19 protein-coding genes are annotated in these 22,923 nt (G+C 36.4%); 6 read left to right on the forward strand and 13 right to left on the reverse strand.

What is annotated here, in order from left to right; translation table 11 throughout:
* From WBY99_RS11585 to WBY99_RS11595, 3 genes are all read right to left on the reverse strand, one after another.
* On the reverse strand, positions 1-582 hold a 582-nt coding region (locus WBY99_RS11585), incomplete at its 3' end, for an RsmD family RNA methyltransferase (protein WP_423976492.1).
* 204 nt (positions 583-786) lie between these two features.
* A complete protein-coding gene (locus WBY99_RS11590; RefSeq protein ID WP_423976493.1) occupies positions 787-993 on the reverse strand; it encodes a four helix bundle protein in 207 nt (68 codons plus the stop codon).
* Positions 994-1,077: 84 nt separating this feature from the next.
* On the reverse strand, positions 1,078-1,800 hold the full coding sequence (locus tag WBY99_RS11595) for a DUF3822 family protein (protein WP_423976494.1): 723 nt from the start codon (positions 1,798-1,800) through the stop codon (positions 1,078-1,080).
* A gap of 179 nt (positions 1,801-1,979) precedes the next feature.
* Here WBY99_RS11595 and WBY99_RS11600 point away from each other — a divergent pair, with 179 nt between their 5' ends.
* Positions 1,980-2,285 (forward strand): DUF6370 family protein, encoded by a 306-nt coding sequence (locus WBY99_RS11600; protein WP_423976495.1) that lies wholly within the window; start codon positions 1,980-1,982, stop codon positions 2,283-2,285.
* Between the two features lie 204 nt (positions 2,286-2,489).
* Here WBY99_RS11600 and WBY99_RS11605 read toward each other — a convergent pair whose 3' ends face one another.
* The gene (locus WBY99_RS11605) at positions 2,490-2,984 is read right to left on the reverse strand and encodes a Smr/MutS family protein (RefSeq protein ID WP_423976496.1); all 495 of its coding nucleotides are present in this window, start codon (positions 2,982-2,984) and stop codon (positions 2,490-2,492) included.
* Positions 2,985-3,357: 373 nt separating this feature from the next.
* Between WBY99_RS11605 and glyA the strand changes: the two genes are divergently transcribed.
* From glyA to WBY99_RS11630, 5 genes are all read left to right on the forward strand, one after another.
* Positions 3,358-4,623 (forward strand): serine hydroxymethyltransferase, encoded by a 1,266-nt coding sequence (gene glyA, locus WBY99_RS11610; protein WP_423976497.1) that lies wholly within the window; start codon positions 3,358-3,360, stop codon positions 4,621-4,623.
* 132 nt (positions 4,624-4,755) lie between these two features.
* Positions 4,756-5,187: a regulatory protein RecX gene (locus WBY99_RS11615; protein ID WP_423976498.1), complete on the forward strand. Its 432-nt coding sequence runs from the start codon at positions 4,756-4,758 to the stop codon at positions 5,185-5,187.
* 347 nt (positions 5,188-5,534) lie between these two features.
* A complete protein-coding gene (locus WBY99_RS11620) occupies positions 5,535-9,911 on the forward strand; it encodes an InlB B-repeat-containing protein (RefSeq protein ID WP_423976499.1) in 4,377 nt (1,458 codons plus the stop codon).
* 4 nt (positions 9,912-9,915) lie between these two features.
* Positions 9,916-10,173, forward strand: a complete 258-nt coding sequence (locus tag WBY99_RS11625) for a hypothetical protein (protein WP_423976500.1) — start codon at positions 9,916-9,918, stop codon at positions 10,171-10,173.
* A 296-nt stretch (positions 10,174-10,469) separates the two neighbouring features.
* On the forward strand, positions 10,470-11,738 hold the full coding sequence (locus tag WBY99_RS11630) for an ectonucleotide pyrophosphatase/phosphodiesterase (RefSeq protein WP_423976501.1): 1,269 nt from the start codon (positions 10,470-10,472) through the stop codon (positions 11,736-11,738).
* A gap of 50 nt (positions 11,739-11,788) precedes the next feature.
* On the opposite strand, the gene WBY99_RS11635 is transcribed toward WBY99_RS11630, so the two are convergent.
* The 9 genes from WBY99_RS11635 to WBY99_RS11675 form a co-directional block, all read right to left on the reverse strand.
* Positions 11,789-12,850, reverse strand: coding sequence for an NAD(P)-dependent alcohol dehydrogenase (locus tag WBY99_RS11635; protein WP_423976502.1), 1,062 nt, complete (start codon positions 12,848-12,850; stop codon positions 11,789-11,791).
* A gap of 89 nt (positions 12,851-12,939) precedes the next feature.
* Positions 12,940-14,415 carry an alpha-amylase gene (locus WBY99_RS11640; protein ID WP_423976503.1) on the reverse strand — a complete coding sequence of 492 codons (1,476 nt, stop codon included), beginning with the start codon at positions 14,413-14,415 and terminating at the stop codon, positions 12,940-12,942.
* Between the two features lie 183 nt (positions 14,416-14,598).
* Positions 14,599-15,273, reverse strand: a complete 675-nt coding sequence (locus WBY99_RS11645) for a YceI family protein (protein WP_423976504.1) — start codon at positions 15,271-15,273, stop codon at positions 14,599-14,601.
* A gap of 339 nt (positions 15,274-15,612) precedes the next feature.
* A complete protein-coding gene (locus WBY99_RS11650) occupies positions 15,613-18,294 on the reverse strand; it encodes a hypothetical protein (RefSeq protein ID WP_423976505.1) in 2,682 nt (893 codons plus the stop codon).
* 123 nt (positions 18,295-18,417) lie between these two features.
* On the reverse strand, positions 18,418-19,443 hold the full coding sequence (locus WBY99_RS11655; RefSeq protein ID WP_423976506.1) for a hypothetical protein: 1,026 nt from the start codon (positions 19,441-19,443) through the stop codon (positions 18,418-18,420).
* On the reverse strand, positions 19,436-20,236 hold the full coding sequence (locus tag WBY99_RS11660; protein WP_423976507.1) for a fimbrial biogenesis chaperone: 801 nt from the start codon (positions 20,234-20,236) through the stop codon (positions 19,436-19,438). Before WBY99_RS11660 ends, WBY99_RS11655 begins: the two co-directional genes overlap by 8 nt.
* A 67-nt stretch (positions 20,237-20,303) precedes the next feature.
* Positions 20,304-20,855 (reverse strand): hypothetical protein, encoded by a 552-nt coding sequence (locus WBY99_RS11665; protein ID WP_423976508.1) that lies wholly within the window; start codon positions 20,853-20,855, stop codon positions 20,304-20,306.
* 591 nt (positions 20,856-21,446) lie between these two features.
* A complete protein-coding gene (locus WBY99_RS11670) occupies positions 21,447-21,992 on the reverse strand; it encodes a hypothetical protein (protein ID WP_423976509.1) in 546 nt (181 codons plus the stop codon).
* A gap of 17 nt (positions 21,993-22,009) precedes the next feature.
* The gene (locus tag WBY99_RS11675) at positions 22,010-22,864 is read right to left on the reverse strand and encodes a helix-turn-helix domain-containing protein (RefSeq protein WP_423976510.1); all 855 of its coding nucleotides are present in this window, start codon (positions 22,862-22,864) and stop codon (positions 22,010-22,012) included.
* Between the last annotated feature and the right edge of the window lie 59 nt (positions 22,865-22,923).

A 22,923-nucleotide genomic window follows, 5' to 3' on the forward strand; every position in this document is an offset into this window, starting at 1 on the left:
CTCAGGCGTTTCTTCTGATTGATGTTCATTGGGTTTAATGAAAGAAAAACTTACATTTCCGTATTTTCTGGTATCAGTAATATTGGGATGTTGCAGTTTTGTGCGGCTTTGATGTTCCAGAATAAAAACGCCATTTTCTTTCAGGTAATTATTGTTTAAAACCAAAGAAATCAATTCTTCATATTTGGAAACCTCCATTTCAAAAGGGGGATCGGCAACTACAATTTCGTAGGTTCTGCGATTTCTATTTTTCTTTAAATATTCGAAAACGTCGCCACGAACGGCATTTACTTGGGTATTCATTTCAAGTTCTGCTGCCGTAGTATTGATGAAGCCGGCATGTCTGGCATTCATTTCTATCGAAGTTACATCTTTGCAACCTCTGGACGCGAATTCCAGGGAAATCGAACCAATACCTGCAAACAAATCGAGTACAGAAATCGAGGCGTAATCTAATCGGAAACGGTTTTCGATAATGCTGAACAAGGCTTCTTTGGCAAAATCGGTCGTTGGTCTTACATCGAAATTTTTGGGTGCGGAAATTCTTTTGGATTTCCATCTTCCAGAGATGATTCTGTACATGGGTGTTGATGCTGGGGTGTTAGGTGTTTGATGCTGAATGTTTGGTGCTGGATGTTCCAGAGAGCAAATTTAAGTCAATTTATTTCTAAAGGCAATGATATGATTCATAATTTTATAGGACTCATTATAGCGTTCTATAAATGTTTCGTCTGTGATATAATTTCTGTATTTGGCTTTGTAAAGGCATGTTACTACTTCTGCGAGTTATCCTAAAAACCTTCTAAACTCTGGATTACTTTGCAAAATACTTCCTTCTGCAATATTCAGAGCGATGGAATCTGAAGCCCTTCTTATTTGTGATGTAAGATTAAAAATTTCATCTTTCGGAAATTGGGAAGAGTGCTTGTAAATCTTTTCTGCGAAATCCATGGAGTCCTGCCAAATAATTAACTTTTCAAACTTGAAACTCATCTTTTAAATTTTAAAATAAAGATAATCAATCAAACTTAATTTGCACCCATCACCCATCACCCAACATCTATCATCAAACACCCCTCACCTCGCATTCAAAATAAAGTTCTTCTTCGGAATATTATCATAAACAATCTTCAGGCTTTTCACGAACTTCTTTAATTCTGAAATAAAAGTTTCATTTTCGGTCGTTTCGCCGTAAACAAAAAACTGAGTGTCCGCAATTCCAAATCCGATTTTACTTACGGTAAACATGATGAAATAAAGAAAATCGACTTCTGAATTCACATCTAGATTATTGTAAAGGATTATTTTTTTATGATCTAATGCAAAAAATTCACATTGCTGATGATACAGATTGATATGAATTTCTTTTTGGTTTTTGGCTGAAATTTGATTCAAAAATTGTTCGCCCGAAAAATTGAATTTCGTAGGAACAACGGTGTCTTTTATTTTCTGATAAATAGATTTCGGAAAAGTATAATAAAACTGAACGGCAAATTTCTTATTGATCGAAAGCATTAATTCTTCCTGATCTTGGTCTACAGGAGCGTTATATGCAATCAAATCGTAGCCCAAATCGTGTTCTTTAAAACCTTCCGGCATCAAGGTAAAATGATTCAAAGCTGAAATTACGGTAATTTCTTTATATTTTTTCAGGGTCAAAATCTCATCGACCTTTTGGCTGAGTGCATTTTCTGGCGATTCTTCGGTAACAAAAAAAGAGTTTTCTTCAGAAACAGTTTTGTTTCTTAAAATCTGATATTGTACACCATCTTTGGTAAAAAGTAATTTGAGTTGTTCCATGCTTTACGAGCGCAAATTTATTAAAATTAATCGGCTTTTGAAATTTTCTTATTTTTGAACAGTTATGAGCAAAGTCATGAGCCTGGTTGAAAGAGATTTGTTAATTTTACAGAGGTTTTAAATAAGTTGAAACCGCAAACAGAGAACTTATTTTTTTTAATTATTAAAGTATATTCATTATGAAAAGAGTGTTATTGGTATTCTTGCTGATGTTTTCAGTAAGTATTTTTGCCCAGAAAAAAATCCAGAATCAAACCGTAGAAGCCGCTTGCGGAATGTGTCAGTTTAAAATTAAATCTGATAAAGGGTGCGCCATGGCGGTAAAGATTGATGGCAAAGTGTATCACGTAGAAGGTTTAGACAAAAAAACTTACGGTGATGCGCATGCTGAAGATGGCTATTGCAAAATCATGAAAAAAGCAATCGTGAGTGGAGAAATCAAAAAAGGAAAATTCTACGCCACGAGTTTTAAGTATGTAGAGTAGGAGTTGCTGGGTGCGGGGGTGTTTGATGCTGGATGCTGAGTGGTTAATAATTGGTAAAGATGAATGTTTAAGAAGAGCCAAGTAAAAAGGAAAAAGAGCCAAGTGAGAGTCCAAGGTCAATGAATTATGAATGCTAATTTTGCATCTAACATCTAACATCTAACATCTAACATCTAACATCCCTCACCGACAACATCCAACCCCTCACCTAAAGTAAACCAATACGGTACCCGATTGATGGTGCAGTATTTCTTTGTTTTGAAACTCCAGATTGGTTTGGCTTTCTAAGACATCATGCACCATTTTTTGCAAAACGCCGTCACCGATTCCGTGGATGATTTCTAATTTTTTCAAGTTGTTTTTTCTGCAGTAATCGATGGTATTGAGGAGTTTTTCTTTTTGAAGGAAGAGCCGTTCAAAAGAATCGTAATCAGTCGGGTTTTTCACCAAATGTTCGAAATGCAAATCTAGGATGAAAGGTTTTTTGTCGTGTTTTTTAGAAATGGGTTTTGCAATTTCGGGTTTACTGATTATTTTTAGATTTTCATAAATCGAAGGATTTTGGATCACCAATTTTTCTTTTTTGAACTGATGTGTAAAACCGTGTTCATCTTTGAAAACCACGGTTTCGCCGTTCACAGAAGTTATTTTTCCATTTAGATTATCATCAATCACCGAAACCGAATCGCCTATTTTCATACCACCGCAAAAATAGGAAATTTTCTTTTTTGATGAAAAGTCTATTTTTAAACATAAATGATAAGCGGTTATGCATATCAGTTTAAAAATATCAAACGTTTATGTTGTTATTCCTAAATATAATAGGTAAATACTAATGATTTCCACATGAATAATTTTGAAATTAAAATGTTTTGTGAAACCATTTGTGAAAATTCGCATTTCTCTCCAAAATTCTTCCCGAAAAATTTCCTTAAATTTGGGTTCTTATTTAAGAGCCTGTTCAAATTTCATCAAAATTAATTTCCCCGATCCTAAAGGGAGTAATTTTGATGAAATTTTCAAAGAATTTTTAAACAGGCTCTAAGCATTTAATCTATCAATAATAAAAAATATGGATCCAATTTTCGACCTTATCGAACAAGAAAGACAAAGACAAACACACGGAATCGAACTCATTGCTTCCGAGAATTTCGTTTCAGACAATGTGATGAAAGCGGTAGGAAGTGTTTTAACCAATAAGTATGCAGAAGGATATCCCGGAAAAAGATATTACGGTGGTTGCGAAGTGGTGGACGAAGTAGAAACTTTAGCCATCGAAAGAGCAAAGCAGCTGTTCGGGGTAGATTATGCCAATGTTCAGCCGCATTCTGGGTCACAAGCTAATGCTGCTATTTATCTTTCTATTCTGAAGCCGGGTGACAAAATTTTAGGATTGGATTTATCGATGGGTGGGCATTTAACCCACGGTTCATTCGTGAATTTTTCAGGAATTCAATATAACGCTAATTTCTACGGGGTAGATCGCGAAAGTGGTTTAATCGACTACGATGCGATGCGCCAAAAAGCATTGGAGGTAAAACCGAAAATGTTAATCGCAGGTTATTCTGCCTATTCCAGAGATATTGATTTTAAGAAATTCCGTGAAGTAGCCGATGAAGTAGGAGCAACTCTTTGGGCAGATATCGCTCACCCAGCAGGATTGATTGCAAAAGGTTTGCTAAGTTCTCCATTCGAGCATTGTCATGTGGTGACTACTACTACTCACAAAACTTTGAGAGGACCAAGAGGAGGGCTGATTATGATGGGCAAAGATTTTGAAAATACCTACGGACACAAAACTCCGAAAGGTGAAACGAAAATGATGAGCCAAGTTTTAAATGGTTCTGTATTCCCAGGAATTCAGGGCGGTCCTTTGGAGCACGTTATTGCAGGAAAAGCTGTTGCTTTTGCCGAAGCCATTGATCCAAAATTTGAGGTTTATGCCAAACAAGTTGTTGCCAATGCGCGCGCTTTATCCAAAGCCATGATCACCAATGGATTTGATATTGTAAGTGGTGGAACGGATAACCATTTGATGTTGGTGGATCTTCGAAACAAAAACGTCAACGGTAAAGAAACCGAAAAAGCATTGGTAAAAGCCGATATCACCTGTAACAAAAATATGGTTCCATTTGATGATAAATCTGCATTTACCACTTCCGGGATTCGTTTGGGCACTGCGGCAATTACCACCAGAGGTTTGAAAGAAAACGATATGGAAACCATCGCGGGACTTATCAACGATGTCGTAATGAATATTAATGATGAAAATGTAATTTCCGGTGTTCGTAAAAAGGTGAATGAATTAATGGACTCGCGACCGTTGTTTCAATATTAATTTTGGATTTTCAATTTTTTCCAACTTTGCCAAAGTTCTAAACTTTGGCAAAATTTTTAGAAAAAAAATCATTATTCATATTTTTATCATTTGGAACACAAATCTTACACTTTCCTCGAAATCAAACAGAAAATGGTAAATTATTGCGTTTATCAGGATCGTTGCCATCAAGAAGTAGAGCAGAAGATGCGCGATTTTTTATTGATTCCGGAAGCGAAAGATGAGATTTTTTTGTATTTAATGAAAGAAAATTATCTGAATGAAGAACGTTTTACCCGAAGTTATATCCGTGGGAAATTCTATATGAAATCTTGGGGAAGGAATAAAATCCGAAACCATCTGAAGTTTAAAGGCGTATCAGAGAAACTTATTAATAATTGTTTTGATGAAATTGAAGAGGATGATTACCGGAAAACCTTAGCCAAACTTTACCGTACTTACGAGTCTAAATTAAAAGGGGTGCAGCCGTATCAAAAAAAATCAAAAACCATTAAATATTTATTGTCCAAAGGGTTTGAATATGCAGAAATTACGGAAATAATTGCTGATGTGGATGAAGAATGAATTGGGTTTCATAGGGGATGCGCAACTTGCTCATCGGTCAATTATCTCCTCCTCACTCTTTATAAGAATTAAAAAGTGTCTAATAATTGATGCCCAATAGTAGCAAGAGCGCTCTTAATTTTTTAAGGCAAGTGGTTTGAGATTGGGTTGTGTTTTTTTCGCCTTTTCATTGCCCCTGATGTAGTCGCCATATCTGTTCTTGATTCTTTATTTTAATGATAATAATTTTGTTGGAAATTTAAATAATTCTATAAAAAAGGTATTTGTTAAGTTAAATTAACGTAAAAATAGGATTTGTGATTGAATAATATGTATTATATTTGGTAATAATTAAAAATTCAATATTTATGAAAACAAATTTATTCTTGAAGCGGCTGCTCTTTCTGTGGGTGCTCGCTTTTTCTGCCTCAGTATGGGGGCAGACTTCAATACAAAATTTCGGCACAACTGATGGTTCTAACACAACTAATACAGGAAATACAACTTTAATTCCCAATCCTACTTCCGGTACTACATATGCCAGAGGAGGAACTGGAGGGTCTGTAAATTTGATAAAAACTTCTAATCCTTTGAGTACAACGGGGGATTATGTGAGGGCCGCAGCTTCAACTAGCGGTGCTGTTGTGAAATTTTCTCCTTGGGTTGGCTACACAAACTCAGCGGAATTTTATACTTCTTTTGAAGTTTTGTTTGGAGATTCCAACGCAGGCAAAACCGCTACCTCCGGAGTTTGGCAATTTTTTCAGGGTACAGGATCGACCTATTCCGATGTTAATGGTTTTTCTGGTGCTCAAACTTTTGTGGGTTTACAATTCACTTATGGGGCAGGTGGTGCCATCGCATTGAATTATAGGGCAGGCGGTTCTTGGGTTACTACAAGTTTAACAACAACATCCTTGAGTTCAGCTACCAAATATACCTTTGAAATTGTTGGAAATAATAAAAGTAGTGGCACTATTAATTATACATACAACGGAGTGTCGCAAACTGTTGCTGTTCAGAAATTTGACTTGTTTATAAACGGTGTCAAGGTAGGTGATGATTTGGCTGCAGCTCAATTACCAGTAGGAAATAATATAAATTCTGGTACTTTTATAGGACAAAATAGCGTAAGTAATGTTGCTAATATTTTTGTAGACGATGCTATCGTATATAATGCAGTTCCTTCTTCTATTGGAACTCCTTCCTACACCCTCACCTATACAGCAGGAGCAAACGGAACCATTTCCGGCTCTTCACCGCAAACGGTAGAACAAGGAGCAGACGGTTCTGCTGTAACGGCCGTACCCAATGCAGGTTATCATTTTGTAAACTGGAACGATACTTCAACAAACAACCCGAGAACGGATACCAATGTACAAGCCAACATTAGTGTAACTGCTAATTTTGCAGCAAACCCCCATACCGTAACTTACAAAGCCAATGGTGGAGTAGAAGCGGATATCGTGGTTAATAAAAATTATGGAGAAACGGTTACTGTAGCAGACAATGCTTTTACCAGAACTGGATACAACTTCACGGGCTGGAATACACAAGCAGACGGCAATGGCACTTCTTATGCGCCAAGTGATACTTTTACGCTTACGGACGCAGATGTTTCGCTTTATGCGCAATGGATTAATGCTTCTCTGCCTACTCAAGCCATTACTTTTGGTGCGTTGGCAGATAAAATATACGGAGATGCTACATTCGACCTGACTGCAACTGCCAGTTCAGGACTAGCGGTTTCTTATGCAAGTTCAAACACCAATGTTGCAACGGTAAGCGGAAATACGGTCACCATTGTAGGAGTGGGAACAACCACTATCACTGCATCACAATCAGGCGGAGGCACTCACCAACCGGCTGATTCTGTTGACCAGACTCTTACCGTAACTAAGAAAGGTCTTAGCATCTCAGGTGTAACGGTAACTTCTAAACCTTATGACGGGAATACCTCCGCCACCTATACGGGCGGCTCGTTAGCAGGTGTTGTAGATGGCGATGCTGTGGGATTCTCAGGAACTGTTGTTTTTAATGATGCTAATGCAGGTGACAACCAAGCGGTAACTGCCAATTTCGCATTGACAGGCGCTGACAAAGATAAATACACGTTGACTCAGCCTACCCTTACAGGAACGATCAGTAAAGGAACGCAGACTCTTGCCACTTTTGTAGATACTACAAAAAACATTGGAGATGCGCCGTTCGCATTACCTGCTACAACCAACGCAGGAACGACGGTTTTTTATACCAGTTCTAAACCTTCTGTAGCAACAGTTTCTGGTAATACGATAACGATTGCAGGTTTGGGAACTTCGACGATTACAGCACACGCAGATGGCGGTGCTAATTATAAAGATTTTGATGGTAGTATTACTTTAACGGTAACCCTTAACCCGGCTACTGTACCAACCGCAAGGGCTGCAACAAGTATTAAAACTAACGGATTTACTGCTAACTGGGATGCAATACAAGGTGTGGATAGTTATAAGCTGGATGTTTACACTGTGGAAGGCTCAGTAACAAAAGATATAACAGTTGTCGGGTGGGATTTTAAAGACTCGAATATAATAGCAGATTCAGGAATATCCGCTAATTTAAATAAAACCATTTCTACAAGTTCTACTGGAAATATTACATATCCTGGTGGGGCGGCAGCGGCAATAAGTAATTCAGGTTGGGATAACGGCTCTGCTTCTAAATACTGGAGAGTGAGTTTCACGACAGTAGGTATGAATAATCTTAAATTATCGTCTAAACAACAATCATCAAATACAGGCCCGAAAGATTTTAAACTTCAATGTTCCGTTAATGGAACAGATTGGATAGATGTTACAGGAGCAGCAATAACTGTTGCAAATAATCTTACTACAGGCGTATTAGAAAATGTAGCTTTACCATCAGTTTGTGATAATCAAATTTTGGTTTATGTAAGATGGATTATGACAAGTAATCTCCAAGTTGGTACTGGTAATGTAGCGAGTGCAGGAACATCTCGTATTACTGATATTGTGGTAATAGGAGATCAAGGCAGTGTAACCAATGTTCCTGTAACAGACTCACCATTTACTGTAACAGAAAACTCCAAAACGGTAACCGACTTACAACCTGATACAGATTATCATTATATGGTAAAAGCGGTAAGTGGCATAGTAACTACAGCAAACTCTAATGAGATTGATGTAACCACTAAGTCTTCTACAGTAATCTGGGATAATGCTGGCTGGTCTAATACAACAGGTCCAGATGCGAGCGAAGATGCAGTTATCAAAAAAGATTACAGCGGTCCTTCTTTCGAATCAAAATCTTTAACCGTGAATGAAGGTTTCACTTTAACAGTTCCTTCTGGCGGTTATGTGAAAACAGGTGACGTGACGAACAACGGAACCATCATCGTTGCCAACAATGCGAACTTTGTGCAGACGGGTAATTTTACTGCTGGAACTGATTCCAGCTTCAAAGTAAAAAGAACTTCTAAAGAGGTGAAGCGTTTGGATTATATCGCTTGGAGCAGTCCGATGAAGGTTTCGGATCAAACGCTTAAATCGTTCTCTAATGAAACTGTAGATACGCGTTTCTTTACCTATAATGAAGGAAAGTATGTTACGGTTACAAGCCCAGCAACAACGAAGTTTACTCCTGGTCAAGGTTTCCAGATTCGTACACCGAACAACTTTACCACCACACCACAAGAATTCTTTGGACTTTTTGAAGGTACGGTACCAAATTCTGGTTTAGTTACTTATGATGCTTCATCAATTGGTGGGAAATATGTATTCTTAGGAAACCCTTACCCAAGTGCTTTGGATATGGAAGCATTCTATGCTGCTAATAATGGAATAACAGGAACTTTCTATATTTGGGACAGTGCTTCTGCAATGGATGCCAATAACGAATATTCTGGTTCTAATTATACTACTTATACCCAACTCGGAACCGTTCCTGCAGGTTCGGAAGAAGGATATGTGCCAGTAGGTCAAGGCTTCTTCGTAGATAGAGGTACGAATACAATCAATAACTTTATGTTTACGGATGCGATGAGAAGTGGCGATAAAACGGGTGCTTTTGCAAAGTCAGGTACTTCAGATAAATTCTGGTTGCAAATGACTGCGCCATCTGGTGCAAAACCACAAATGCTCATCGGGTTCCATCCAAATGCTACAGAAGGATATGATGCAGGCCTTGATGCAAAAATGTTCGACAGCAATTCAGATGTGATCTATTCAACAGTTGATGGTAAATCTTTGATTATCGATGCACATGGATCTTTCAATAGTACTGATGTTGTTCATGTTAATACCAAATTCCTTACTACTGGTAATTACGCCATAGGTATTGCTCGGAAAGAAGGAATCTTTGAAAATGGACAGAAAATTTATTTGAAAGATCACGTAACAGGAACAGAGATAGAATTAACCGCTGGAGATTATACTTTTGCTGCAACAGCAGGACTTCAGGCTGATAGATTTACAATAACTTTTAGTAAAGGAGTTTTGGCTAATGCTGATATTACAAAAGGACAAGCAAAAATCTACGCTAGCCAAGCAGTTATTTATGCAAAAGCATCTTCTAAAATTGCTTCTGTAGAAGTATATGATATGAGTGGAAAATTAATGCAGACTGTTTCCGGAAAACATGCTACCGATCTTTCTTTCTCAGTGAATCATAACGGAATCGCAGTCGTGAAAATGACCTTAGAAAACGGGGAAATTATAACCAATAGAGTACTATTAAAAAAATAAAAACATGAAAAAAATAAGCATCATATTAGTTGCAGTACTGCTTTCAAGTTCTGTATTTGCACAAGAGGGAAATTCATTTTCTCGAAGCTTCAACAATGCTAACCATCCTGCTGAAGAAGATCCAGCAGGAGATCCAGGAGGCGATGGTGACATTGGGGGCGATGATTCTGCTCCCATCGACGATTATATTCCTTTGCTTGCTTTAGCAGGTGTCGGAATGGCTGTATATTTCGGTAGAAAGAAATATGTATTGGCAAAATAATCCCAGCAGGTGAATGGCTCACCATTTAATAAATAAGGCTTCTCAACTTGAGAAGCCTTATTTTATTTTGGTAGATTTTAGAATGATGATTTTTTATCAAATCGGTTTAGATACTGTGATAAAAATTATTCAAAACCAAATTTTTAAAGCATTTTTCTTTTCCCCATCCCGAAAACTTTCGGGACTAAAGAGTGGAAAATTCTTTGAAAATTTCATCAAAATTAATTTCCCTAACCCTAAAGGGAGTAGTTTTGAGGTTTGTTTTAAATAGTATCTTTGGTTTTTAATTCTATACAATGAAAAAGTTATTTTCCCTCCTTTTAATTTTGAGTTTTATTGCTGGTTTCTCACAAACTGATACCACACAAGTTATCGTTCCCAATAGAACAAATTCTGCTGAAGCACTTTCCAAGCCGTATGTTATTTTGATTTCTACCGACGGTTTCCGATATGATTATGTCCAAAAATACTTGGCTGAAAATCTCATGAAATTTTCAGAAAGTGGGGTTGTTGCAAAAGCAATGATTCCCAGTTTTCCTTCAATTACTTTTCCGAATCACTGGAGTTTAATTACGGGTTTGTATCCTTCTCATCATGGTTTAATCGATAATTTTTTCTATGATTATAAAAGGAAAGAACCCTATAAAATGAGCAACAAAGAAAATGCAGAAGATGGTTCGTGGTACGGTGGAACACCACTTTGGAGTTTGGCGGAAAAACAAGGAATGCTTACTGCATCAATGATGTGGGTGGGTTCTGCAAGCAATGCTGGTGGAGCGAGACCAACTTATTACTATCATTATCATGAAAAATTCACTCCTAACGAAAAAGTAGATAAAGTTATCGATTGGTTGAAATTATCGGAAGAACGCCGTCCACATTTTATTACGTTATATTTCCCAGAAGTTGACGCAAGTGGTCATCATTTCGGACCAGGCAGTAATGAAACCAAAAACGCTGTTCATTTGGTTGATGCTGCTATCGGAACTTTGGTAGAAAAAGTAAACCAGTTGGGATTGAAAAATGTAAACTTTATTTTTGTCGCAGATCATGGAATGATCAATGTAGATCGTGAGCATCCTATTGCCATTCCCGAAATTCTTTTTGATAAAAACCGTTTTGATTTTTATAATTCTCAAACTTTATTGAGGGTTGTAGTGAAAAATCCAGAGGAAATACAATCGGTATATAAAGAATTGAAGAAAAATAAAACAAATGATTATCGTGTTTTTCTTGATGAAAAATTCCCAAGAAAATTAAACTTCTCTCAGAAAGACGATCGATACAATCGAATAGGACAAATCTTGCTGGTGCCGAAAGTTCCCAAAATATTTTTAGAGAAAGACCAAAAAACCTCTATCGGAAAACATGGTTATAACCCGTACACGGTTCCGGAAATGAAAGCGACTTTTATTGCGTTTGGTCCCGCCTTTAAACAAAATAAAAAAATCGGTGAATTTCAAAATGTAAATATCTATCCAATTGTTACTGATATTTTAAATTTAAAAATTACGGAACCGATTGACGGAACACAGAAAGTAGCAAAAGAAATCCTTCGGAAATAACAAAATATCCGGCTGAAATTTCAACCGGATATTTTAATTTTATAAAAAATTTAATTTTTCAGAGATTGCATATCAATCACAAAACGATAATGAACATCGCTTTTCAGCATTCGCTCATAGGCTTTGTTAATGTATTGAATGTCGATCATTTCGATTTCTGGTAAGATATTGTGTTTGCCACAGAAGTCGAGCATTTCCTGAGTTTCTTTAATGCCGCCAATCACAGAACCTGCGACAGATCTTCGTCCCAAAATCATCGGTGGAGTGAAAAGTGCTTCGTTCATTTTGCCGATATATCCTACCAAAACTAAAGTTCCACTTATATTTAATGTTGCGAGATAAGGATTAATATCGTGATCGTAAGGAACGGTATCAATGATTAAATCGAATTTCCCGGCTGCAGCTTTCATTTCATTTTCGTAGGTAGAAATCACAACGGCATGAGCACCCAAATCTAAAGCATCTTGGATTTTATCGGGGCTTCTGGAGATTAAAGTTACTTCTGCGCCTAAACCTTTTGCCAATTTAATTGCCATGTGACCCAAGCCGCCTAAACCTACGACTGCGACTTTACTTCCTTCTTTTACATTCCAATGTTTCAAAGGTGACCAAGTAGTAATTCCGGCACAAAGCAAAGGAGCAACTGCTTTTAAGTCTAAATTTTTAGGGATTTTTAAAACAAAATCTTCGGTCACGATCACTTTTTCAGAATAACCTCCGAAAGTGTGACCTCCCAAAAATTGATCTTTTCCGTTGTAAGTTCCCGTAGAACCGTTCAAACAGTATTGTTCTAAATCCTGTTTGCAACTTTCGCATTCTTTGCAGGAATCTACCAAACAGCCAACTCCTGCTAAATCGCCGACTTTAAATTTGGTTACTTCCGAACCTATTTTTGTAATTCTCCCAACAATTTCGTGTCCCGGAACGGATGGGTATTTTGTTCCGCCCCAGTCGTTTCTTGCGGTATGCAAATCGCTGTGACAAACCCCGCAATATAAAATTTCAATTTCGATATCCTTTGGTTGTACTTCGCGTCGCTCGATCGTCATTTCTTTTAAATCATCATCTTTCGATGGTGTTCCAAATGCTTTTATAGAAAGGTTATTGCTCATATTTTTAATTTTAATTTAACAAAGATAATGGGTTAAAAAAAGAAACTATGTTAATTTATTCCTAAATAATTGTTGAGGTCATCTTAAATTTAAATCTCGGGAACCCAAACAGAAACATTACCCGCTGGAACAGGGAAGTTTCCCCAACCATTTTCATCGATGGTAATTTTATCTTGAAACCAACCCAGAAAATCATAAAAAATTTGCCCAGCATATTGTGCTCCTATTTCCATCGGTTTGTTATAAGCATCTTTATTGCTGAGAACAACTGCGCAACCTTTGTGTTTGTCATCGCCTTCACGAATCCAGCCGAGGCAATTGGCATCTTCAAAATAATTGCGTTGCGTTCCGTAAGCAAATAATTGTCGCACTTTCAAGAGTTCTTCAATTTTTTCTACTTTATCTAAAAATATTTCCTGGGCGTTTCCATTATGATCTTTATCGATATAATGTGCGCCAAATAAATCGGGATAAAATAGGCACGGATAACCCTCTTTTCTCAATAAAATTAAAGCATACGCCAATGGCTTAAACCATTTTTCAACAGGCGCTTCGAGTTCTTGCAAAGGTTGTGTATCATGATTATCAACCAACGTAACTGATAAAAGGGGATTGGCTAAAGTTAAGGTTTCATCAAATATTTTTCTTAAATCATATTCTGCACCTTGTAAAGAAGCAACATGAAAATTCTGCTGTAAAGAAGAATCGAATAAACTCATCGAACCTTCCGTCGCTTCAATATATTTTTCCAAAAGCGGCAATTCTCCTGGTGCCCAATATTCGGCAACCGCGAAAATATTTTCCCCAGTATTTACACGTAAATGATAAAGCCAGTCTTTACAAAATTCTGCCGATTGATGTTTTACGGCATCTAAACGAACACCATCAAAATGAATTTGGTCATGGTACCATTTCCCCCAATTGTTTAATTCTTCCCGCACGAAAGGATTTCGCTGATCGATATTATTATACATTAAATAATCATAATTTCCTTTTTCATTTGAAATCATTTCTTCCCAACCTTCACCGTGATCATTGATGATTTGGTAGATTCCATCTTCTTGACCTTTGGCAAAATCAACTCCGGAGAAACATTGAAAATTCCACTTAAAGTTCGAATATTTTTCTCCTCTTCCAGGGAAAGTAAATTTGGTGTAGGATTCTATTTCAAAAGGTTCAGATAGATTTTGCTGGCGGTTTTCGGGATTCACTTTTACCGCATTAAATTTTTCTTTTTCGTCTCCACCAGCTTTATGATTCAGGACAATATCAACAATCACCGAAATTCCGTTTTGCTGCAAAGTTTTGCAACAATTAAGATATTGTTCTTTGGTTCCATATTTCGTGGGGATTGTTCCTTTCTGGTCAAATTCTCCCAAATCAAATAAGTCGTACGGATCGTAACCTACCGAATAACCTCCAGAAGCACCTTTGTAAGCAGGAGGAAACCAAACTGCGGAAATCCCTAACTCCTTTAAATAAGAAACCGAATTTTTTGCCAAATCATATAATTGAGAATTTCCATCCGAGTACCAATGGAAAAATTGAATCATGGTTGGGTTCATCGTTGATTATTTTGAATGGTGAAGTTAGCAAAAACTGTCCCGAAATCGATGAAGAAAAAAAGGAGTAGAAAAATACCAATAACCGAGAGCTTTCTATTGCGAAATAGGGGGCGAGTGAGTCCGAAATTTAAACAACAAAAAAGCCGCAAAAAATTGCGGCTTTAATAGATGTTGTTGAGAAAATTATATTCCAGCAACAATATTCAGTTCTAGGTCAACTTCTGGAGAAATCATCCAGTCTTTTGGGCTGCCCTCAGTTCCGTAAGCTAAGCCCCAATCCTGTCTGTTGATCGTGAATTTGGAAACGAAATTTACTTTACCGTTAGCCACTTCCACTTTCGCAGGGAAAGAAACGTTTACTGTTTTGTCTTTGATGGTAAGGTTTCCGCTTACTTGTTTGTTGGCTCCTTCTACTTTACTTGCTGTACCAGCAGGAAGATCTTCTACTTTAGTAATGTCGAATTTCACACTTGGATATTTTGCAACATCAAAGAAATCTTCACTTTTTAAATGAGAGTCGAGGTCAGAAGAAGTTTTTCCTTCACTTATTTTAGGATCTACCGCAGCAGGATCAGTAGTTAGAGTATTGATGTCTGAAACGAGGCTTCCAGAGTTGATGTTTCCGTTTTCTACAGAAAATATTCCTGTCGTTTTGGTTGTTCCAAATCTCGGATTCAATCCACCTTTATGGTAAGCAGTCCAGTTCACAGTACTGTTTTCTGTATTTACCGTAAAAGTTTCCCCAGCATGTTCGGCAACTGCTTGTTCTGTAGTAGCGTTTGCGATGTCGGTTTTTGATTCTTTACATGATACGGCAACCAGAACTGCTGAAAGTGCCAAAATTGATATTTTTTTCATTGTTAAAATATTTAATTGTTATCTGGGTGCAAAAGTAAAGCAGATAATCGAGGTAGAAATTGACCTATGATAAGAAGTGCGTTATAATTTAACAAAGTTCATACTGCGAAAGGCAAAGCCTTTAAAATCCATAAAAACTCTCATTGAATATAGATTTTAATCTTTTTGTTCTTGATGAATTTTAATCTTTAAATTGTTGAATTTTAAAAATTATGATGAGTTTTTCACTATTAAGGAAACTATTTTACGACCTTCTTTATTCAAATATTTACCCCAAATCGAACTCTTCAAATGGAATTTTCAGCTGCACCGAAACCGGCTTCTTTTGACCTGAGAATACTAATCTTTATTACCGAATTTTTTCACTTCCACCTTCTTTTCTTTTACTTTTAGAATGAAATTTTCTAAAACTTTTTTGACACCTTCTTCTGAAGTTGTAGTCTGCAGATTATCATCGAGATAAACATTTTTTGGAAGTACCGAATCGTAAATGGAAATAGTATAGCTTCCCAACGGAATATATGCTATGTATTCTCCTTCTGCATTGGTATAAAAGGTGAAGGTTTTATTGAACTGACTTTTAAAAAGAATAGGAATTCCCGCTAGAGCTTGTGGGACTTCGTACTGGGTTTTTGTCGTTTGCTGATATTCAACCTTTCCTGTAATCGTACTCGTTTTTTCGAGAGGAATCGATAGGAAAACTTCTTTCTGGTTAACCGTGATTTTTTGATCATCCGTATACCATTTGTTTTCCATGGATTTAATAAGATAGTCACCGTATGGGATTTTACGGTATTTGATATTCCCATTCTCATCTGATATGAAAATGGTATTGTTGATTTTCACTTTTATATTAGATGCTGGGCGGTCAACTGAAGGGTCGTAAGTGTTGTTATTATTCAAATCATAAAATGCAAAAATTTTGATCGTTCCGTTTTTATATTTGGTTTCTTCTTCGCCAAAAGTTGGTAATTCCTGACTAATTCCGACTTGATAATAGGTGTTTGCGTCGTGTAAATTATGATTAATGTATTTATTATAATTGAAATTAGCAAAGATTTTCGTCGTTTGAAATGCCTTGTAGCCGAGATCGGAATTGAAAGAAATATTTTTTCCGTAGCGACTGTCGTAATTACCTATCGCACTTAAATTAAGACTCAGTCTTTTATTCATGGCAGTGAGTCTGTAATTTACAAGTGCGGATATTTTGTCGTTGCTATCATTGAGAGTTCCGCCAGAATTACCCTCATAAAGCATGAAATTTCCTAGCTGATAGTTTGCACTGAACATGAAGTCTCCGTGATACCAATTGGTTTGTACTTGATAAATGAACTTGGGTAGCGTGGTGCCCGGATAATAAGAAAATCCTTGGGATTGCGTGAGGCTAATCCTATTCTTATAATCAGGAGTATTGTAGTTAAAAGAAGCGTTTAGAAAAGCTGATCGAAAATCAATTGATCCTAGCTGAAGATCGCTGCTGATGAAAGCATCAGAATGCTCGCTAACATATTGAGAGGATATATTGGTACTGAGACCCTTGGCAAGAAAAAAGCTTCCTCCCAACTCTGCTTTATTCCGATAAGAGAAAGCACTATATTGATATAAGGGATTAATGTTTTTGGGATTGTAGATATTCATACTGTAGCCGCCATACACAGAAAATTTCTGAAAAGATCGGCTAAGGCGTTCTTCCAAAACAGTACTTCCTTTTTTGATACCAGGATAATATCCGGTGCTATAATAATTGTTGGAACTTAAAAGATATTCTTTCCAGATTTTGCGATAATTAAAACCTAGAGCGACAGATGGTTCTGTAACTTGGTTGTCCCTAGATGATTTGACGTATCCGTATCCGACATCGATGTTATAAAAAGTGTCTTTGTTGTTATTATATGCGTAGCCGTTTTTGATTATAAAACTTTTTTGGAAAAAATCAGTATCGAAAATTAGCTGATTATCTATTGTTTTGTTTTCAGTCAAACGAATCGTTGATTTCGCAAAAGCTGAATAGCCTTGGGGAAAATAGTTGAATTGAAAAGGATCAAAAAGATTATAATTTTTTTCTACCGCACCAGCCGTAATATTTATTTTTTTTCCAGAATTGGGAAGGTAAGAAAATTCTGCACCTCTCCCATTCACGTTAATGTCTAAATCATTCGTGTTGAGCTGGCCGACGTGCAAGCCAAACTGCCGATGTTCCATCTTTAGCCAGCTGTTTTGAAGAAAGATATTGCTGTATGCTCCTTGGTAGTACATGCCGTTTAAGTTAATGGTGGCTTTCGTATTTTCGAGATTAAATTCGGAACGCAAATCTAGGTTTTGTGAAGCTGAATTTTCTGAAAACGGATTGCTTGTACTCCAAGAAATATGATTAGCGGTATTGCGCTGCAAATATGGATAGTTATTGAGAGGGTCAACGTATCTGCGGTTGCCAAGTGCATTCTGTACCATCACCATCACATTTCCGAAGTATTCATTATTGCTGTTTGTTCCGGCGATATTCACCGTAAAAAGATTTAGTTTCAGTAATTCTTTATCGATAATTTTTGAAAAAACAACTTCTTGGTTTGTGAATGGTTGTAGGGTTATTTTCTTTTTTATAGTCAGATCACTACCAGATCTTTGAGGGAAAGTAGCAAACAATCCTACGGTCTCTATTTGGTTACCTCCGTTGTAGATTTGTGTTGAAATCTGTATCGAATCTCCGACCTTTTCCATCAGTACCTGAGGTTGATTGGCAGTAATGTTCAATTGCCGCTTAGCCTTAATTACTAATTGGGTTCTAGACGAAGCCAAAGCTTTATTTGAATCGTTCAGCAAAGTGAAATTTACAAAAGAAGAACCCGCCGGTTGTGTTTTCTCAACAAAAGCTTTAAAGTTAAAAAAAGCTTTTTCTTTGGGAGCAAGTTGTACTACAGCACTGCTGCTTAGGATTCGTATTCCTTTTTCAGCAGAATAAGTGAGTTTTAAATCTTGTACTGCGTTGGTGTTATTTTGAATCTTTACTGGTAAAGAAATCATTTTTTCATTTAAAACCACAAGTTCTTTTTCAGTTTCTATATGGATAGAATCCGACTGTGCGAAACCGAAAACGGTACCGGTAAAAAATAGAAGAGTAAATATTTTTTTAAGAGTGGCCAAGATCTATTGTGGAATAATAGTGAAAATTAAAGTCCCTGAATATTGTTCATAAGGTTTATCGAAAAAATTCATATCACCCGCTTGGGTTGAATAAGTAGTGTCAAAAAATTTTGTGGCAGTATGAGCAGGGCTGGTAATAATATTCTGCTGAACACTCGATAACTTAATGTTTCCAGTGACCGTTTGAGTTTGATTATCTTTTACACTGAGTTGAATGGTATTGATGGGAAGTAACTTGCTAGTGCTGCTCGAAAGATTATTGCTAAGTGCATTGACTCGAACAGCATATGGGGTAGTTGAAAAAGTTGAAAAAGCTTTGGTAAAGGTTTTAGATACGCCAGAAGTATAATCCTTTGCGGTCTTAAATTCAAGGAGGACGTTGTTTGCAGTTGGGTCAAACTGAATTCCATAGGTAGGCGAACCCGGTGGTATATCTTCTGGATATACTTGCATAACGAAATTTACGGGCTTCGAATTCATTAATTCGCCTTTTCGATTTCTGATTTCAATCATCAGGTTTACGGTGTAATTATCCCACGACGCATAAGGGGTTAAATAGGCGCCACCATCCACTTGTACATCATACTTTAAAGTAAGGGCAAAATAGTTGTTAATCTCTAGACTATAACTAGAATTGTCAACGAAATAAGAATCAGTGATTGCAAAAGGCAGGAGTCCAGTCTTCAGACCAAGATTTTGTATGGTGGGTTGGGTGTTTTTTGGATATGGAGTTGATGCATCAAAACTATTAAATCTAAATTTTAATTTATCTGGTGGGAAGTTTTGCTTTCCGTTGCTAATGAATCCTACAACTCTATAAGTTAAAGACCAATTATTCATTTGGGTGCCATTGCTACCATTGAGTTGTATTGGAATGATGATGAGGTTATTCGCCGTTGCTCCGTTATAACTTCGTACGGGTATATATCCCGTATTGTATGGACTCACCACTACAGGCTGCGCGAGATAACCTGTCGATAAAAAGACACCTATAAAAAAAGGGAGATATGAAAAAAGAAACTTATTCATTGCTAAATGTTAATTCTGCCATTTTTATCATATCATCACCAAAGGAAAATGACGAAGTCGCAATGTATTTTCCCGATTTTAGATTTTTCGGAAGCGGAATAGGTACAATACGAAGGTCACCAGGAAGGGTGTAGATTATTTGATCGTCCATTTTATATTTCGTACCGTCATTTTGGTTAATCAATTCTGTTACTATAGGACCGTCAGTCCATATATTTCCTTTATTTTCAATCTCAAGTTCTAAAGTATTAGATTTTTTATCTAATTTAAAATCATTGAATTCTATATTTGGATCAGATACAGTGCTGTACCGGTGATAAATTTTGACCCCAGAGCGTAAACTTACTTTGATCAATGCACCATCTTCATTATAAGAATCAATCGGATTGGTTTGGGTGATAAACAACATTGCGGTATGTACGTTAAGGGTGTCGGTCTTTTGTGCCGGTGGAGTTACAGTTACTTCGACTTCCTGAGACTCTCCCGGAGGTAAGGTAAAATAGGACTGCGGTTGAATGGTAATCCATTTTGCGCAAGAATTGGTCAAGCTACCTGCTTCCGCCATAACATTCGAGCCATTCTCGTCATACTTCCAGTCATTAAAGGAAACGGTTAGTGTTAACGGAGATGTTTTGCTAGAATTTGTTACGATGATTTTTTTTACCGAGGTTTCACCCGCATTAGAGGTGAAATAGTTTCGAGGTGGTGTTACCTCTAGACTTGTTTGCCCTTTGTAAAAAGCACTACACAGGATAAGTGAAGAAGCTAGTATAAACTTAATGTTCTGATTCATAGTATTGCAAAAAGGACAATTTAAGAAATTTTCCTAAATTGCCCTAAAGTTAAGTCTGGTAAATTTATTATTTAGCCGCTATTGTATAAACAACGTTAGTGGTATATACTGTAGGACTCTGGTCTTTATGGTATAGGTTGATATAAGCGTCACTACCACCAGTAGCCTTATAATTGATATTGAATGTTTTATCGTTTCCTCCTTTATCACTTGTAATTAAAGTAGCAGCAGCAGCACCTAATGTAGCGGGTGTAAATGTTGCTCCAACTAATTCATTAGTAGAACCTTTGGTTGCTGTTATTGTAATATCCGAACTTTTGATTTTATCATCAATTTTAGCATCGGCATTCGTCAAGAAGTCTGTTGATGAATTTACAGATACCGTAAATGCACCAGTGCTATAGATTTTTAAATGATCTGCTTGGTCTAAGTTTACCCCATTTGCATAATCAGCTACTGTTTTGTAATCTAAATTCACATTTTTTTGTGAAGTGTTTACGGTAATAGTTTGGATTGGATAAATGTTCACGTTAAGTGTTGCCTGTCCAGTAGCCTGTGCATTTGCATTGATAGAAAATAAAGCTGTTAAAGCTGCCGAAATAAAAATTACATTTTTCATAATTGTTTAATTGTTTGTTAATTGTTGATTTTAATAAAAGTCTAGTGTTTGTTTTTGCTGGTGCAAATGTAAATCGCTTCAAATCAATCTTATTTATGAGAAAATGCCAAAAAGTTATGCGGATATCCCGTGTGTTTGTATTTGTGGATATAGCTGGTATTTTGACTTGTTTTTTGTTATATCGTAATTATAGTTGTGGAAAAATAAACGGATCTTTTGGGGATTTACTATTTAAAGTGAGGTCTATTTGAAAAAATCGTAAAGAAGATTACGTGAGAATTTTCCCCAACAGGGTACCCTTATGCAGGAATTAATGAAGAAAATAATGAAAGTAGGTGAACTTAATTGAATTGAATTGAATTGAATTGAATTGAATTGAATTGAATTGAATTGAATTGAATTGAATTGATTTTAAGAGCGCCTTTAAATTTCATCAAAATTAATTTCCCCGGCCCTAAAATAATTTTGATGAAATTTTCAAAGAATTCTCCACCCTTTAGTCCCGAAAGTTTTCGGGTTGGGGAAAAGAAAAATTCGTTGAAAATTTGGTTTTTGAATAATTGTTAAACAGGCTCTAAGGAATATCAATCTCTATTTTGGTTCAATGCTGTAGGTTACCTCTGTAGTGTAAACTGTAGGATTTTGGGTGCTTACATATTTGTTGATGTATTGATCATCCCCTTTTGCAGCGTAGTTGATATTAAATGTTCGATTGGAGCCGCCCACTGTACTTGAAATTAATTCTTGATCCTCAACAGATAAATTTATAGCTGCAGTACTGAATTTCTCTACACCATTTAATGTGCCTTTGGAAGCGGTTATAGAGATATCCGCTGTGTTGATGCTTTTGGTGTTATTGGCATTAATTAACGTGGGGTTTGTTGATCTTACCTTTATTATAAAAGCTCCAGTACTATAGATTTTCAAGTGATTTTCTTGGGTGATGTTGATGCCGTTTTTGTAATCTTCTCGTGTCTTGTAATCTAAATTCACGCCATTTCCTGAGGCGTTAACAGAAATGGTTTGAACAGGGTGAAGTCTGATATTGAGTTTTGCTTCTCCCATGTTTTGCGCACGGGCGTTCTTTGAAAGTGATCCAGCAACCAAAACTAAAACCAAAATTACTTTTTCTTTCATGATGAACATTTTATTAATTATATATCTGATATCGCTGATATCCGAAGATTGGGTATTTTACTTACAGCGTGGTCGCGATATTCCCGTGGAGAACTCTCTGTATGTTTTCTGAAAAAATTGCTAAAATTGCTTTCTTCCGTAAACCCTAACTCTTGGCTGATGTTTTTTATAGGAATCTCAGTTCCTCTTAATAATTTTTTTGCCTTTTCCAAAGCCTTCGCAGTAATAAATCGTTTGGCGGTACATCCAAAGACCGTTTGTAAAGCGCTGTCAAGCTTTTTTTTGGTAATGTTAAGTTTGTCGGCGTAATATTCCATTTTAAAGTTGAAAGTATCTTCTTTGTAAAGTAAAAATACAAATTTATTTACGATTTCTTTCTCATAAGAATCTTTTCTATAGTCTTCCATCCTCGGATCATATTGCATCAAAGCACGGATTAGAATAAATTCTAGAAAATTGATGAGAAGATTTTTGACAAATAACTTATTGATAAATCGCTCTTGAGAGGGAAGATAGTAGTGTTCTAAAATAGAATCATATGGCATAAAATCATTAGTAACTACTAATCCTAAAGGGTTTCTGAAAAATATACCTTTCTTGATATGGCTTAGAAACTCAAGTCTATCGACAAAAAGATCAATTTTAAACCAAATAAGAATGGCATTTTGAGACTCCCCAGATACATACACTGCGGTATGCGGAGGGATAAAATAAAAAGTCTCAGGAGAAAGATTTATCCTAATGTCATTAATCAATAAGAGGATATTCTCTGTAGCAGAATATAAAATAGCGTAGCCCGAAAAATTGATCATTTGGTCATCATTACATACATCCGTGAGTTGGCTAATCCCCCAGTCTCTTAGTGTTTTCATAGAAATTTTTTTTCTTTATCTTTTTATTTTTCATAAATATAGTGATTTTAATGAGAATA

This window comes from Kaistella sp. (assembly GCF_049588135.1).
Taxonomy (GTDB): Bacteria; Bacteroidota; Bacteroidia; order Flavobacteriales; family Weeksellaceae; genus Kaistella.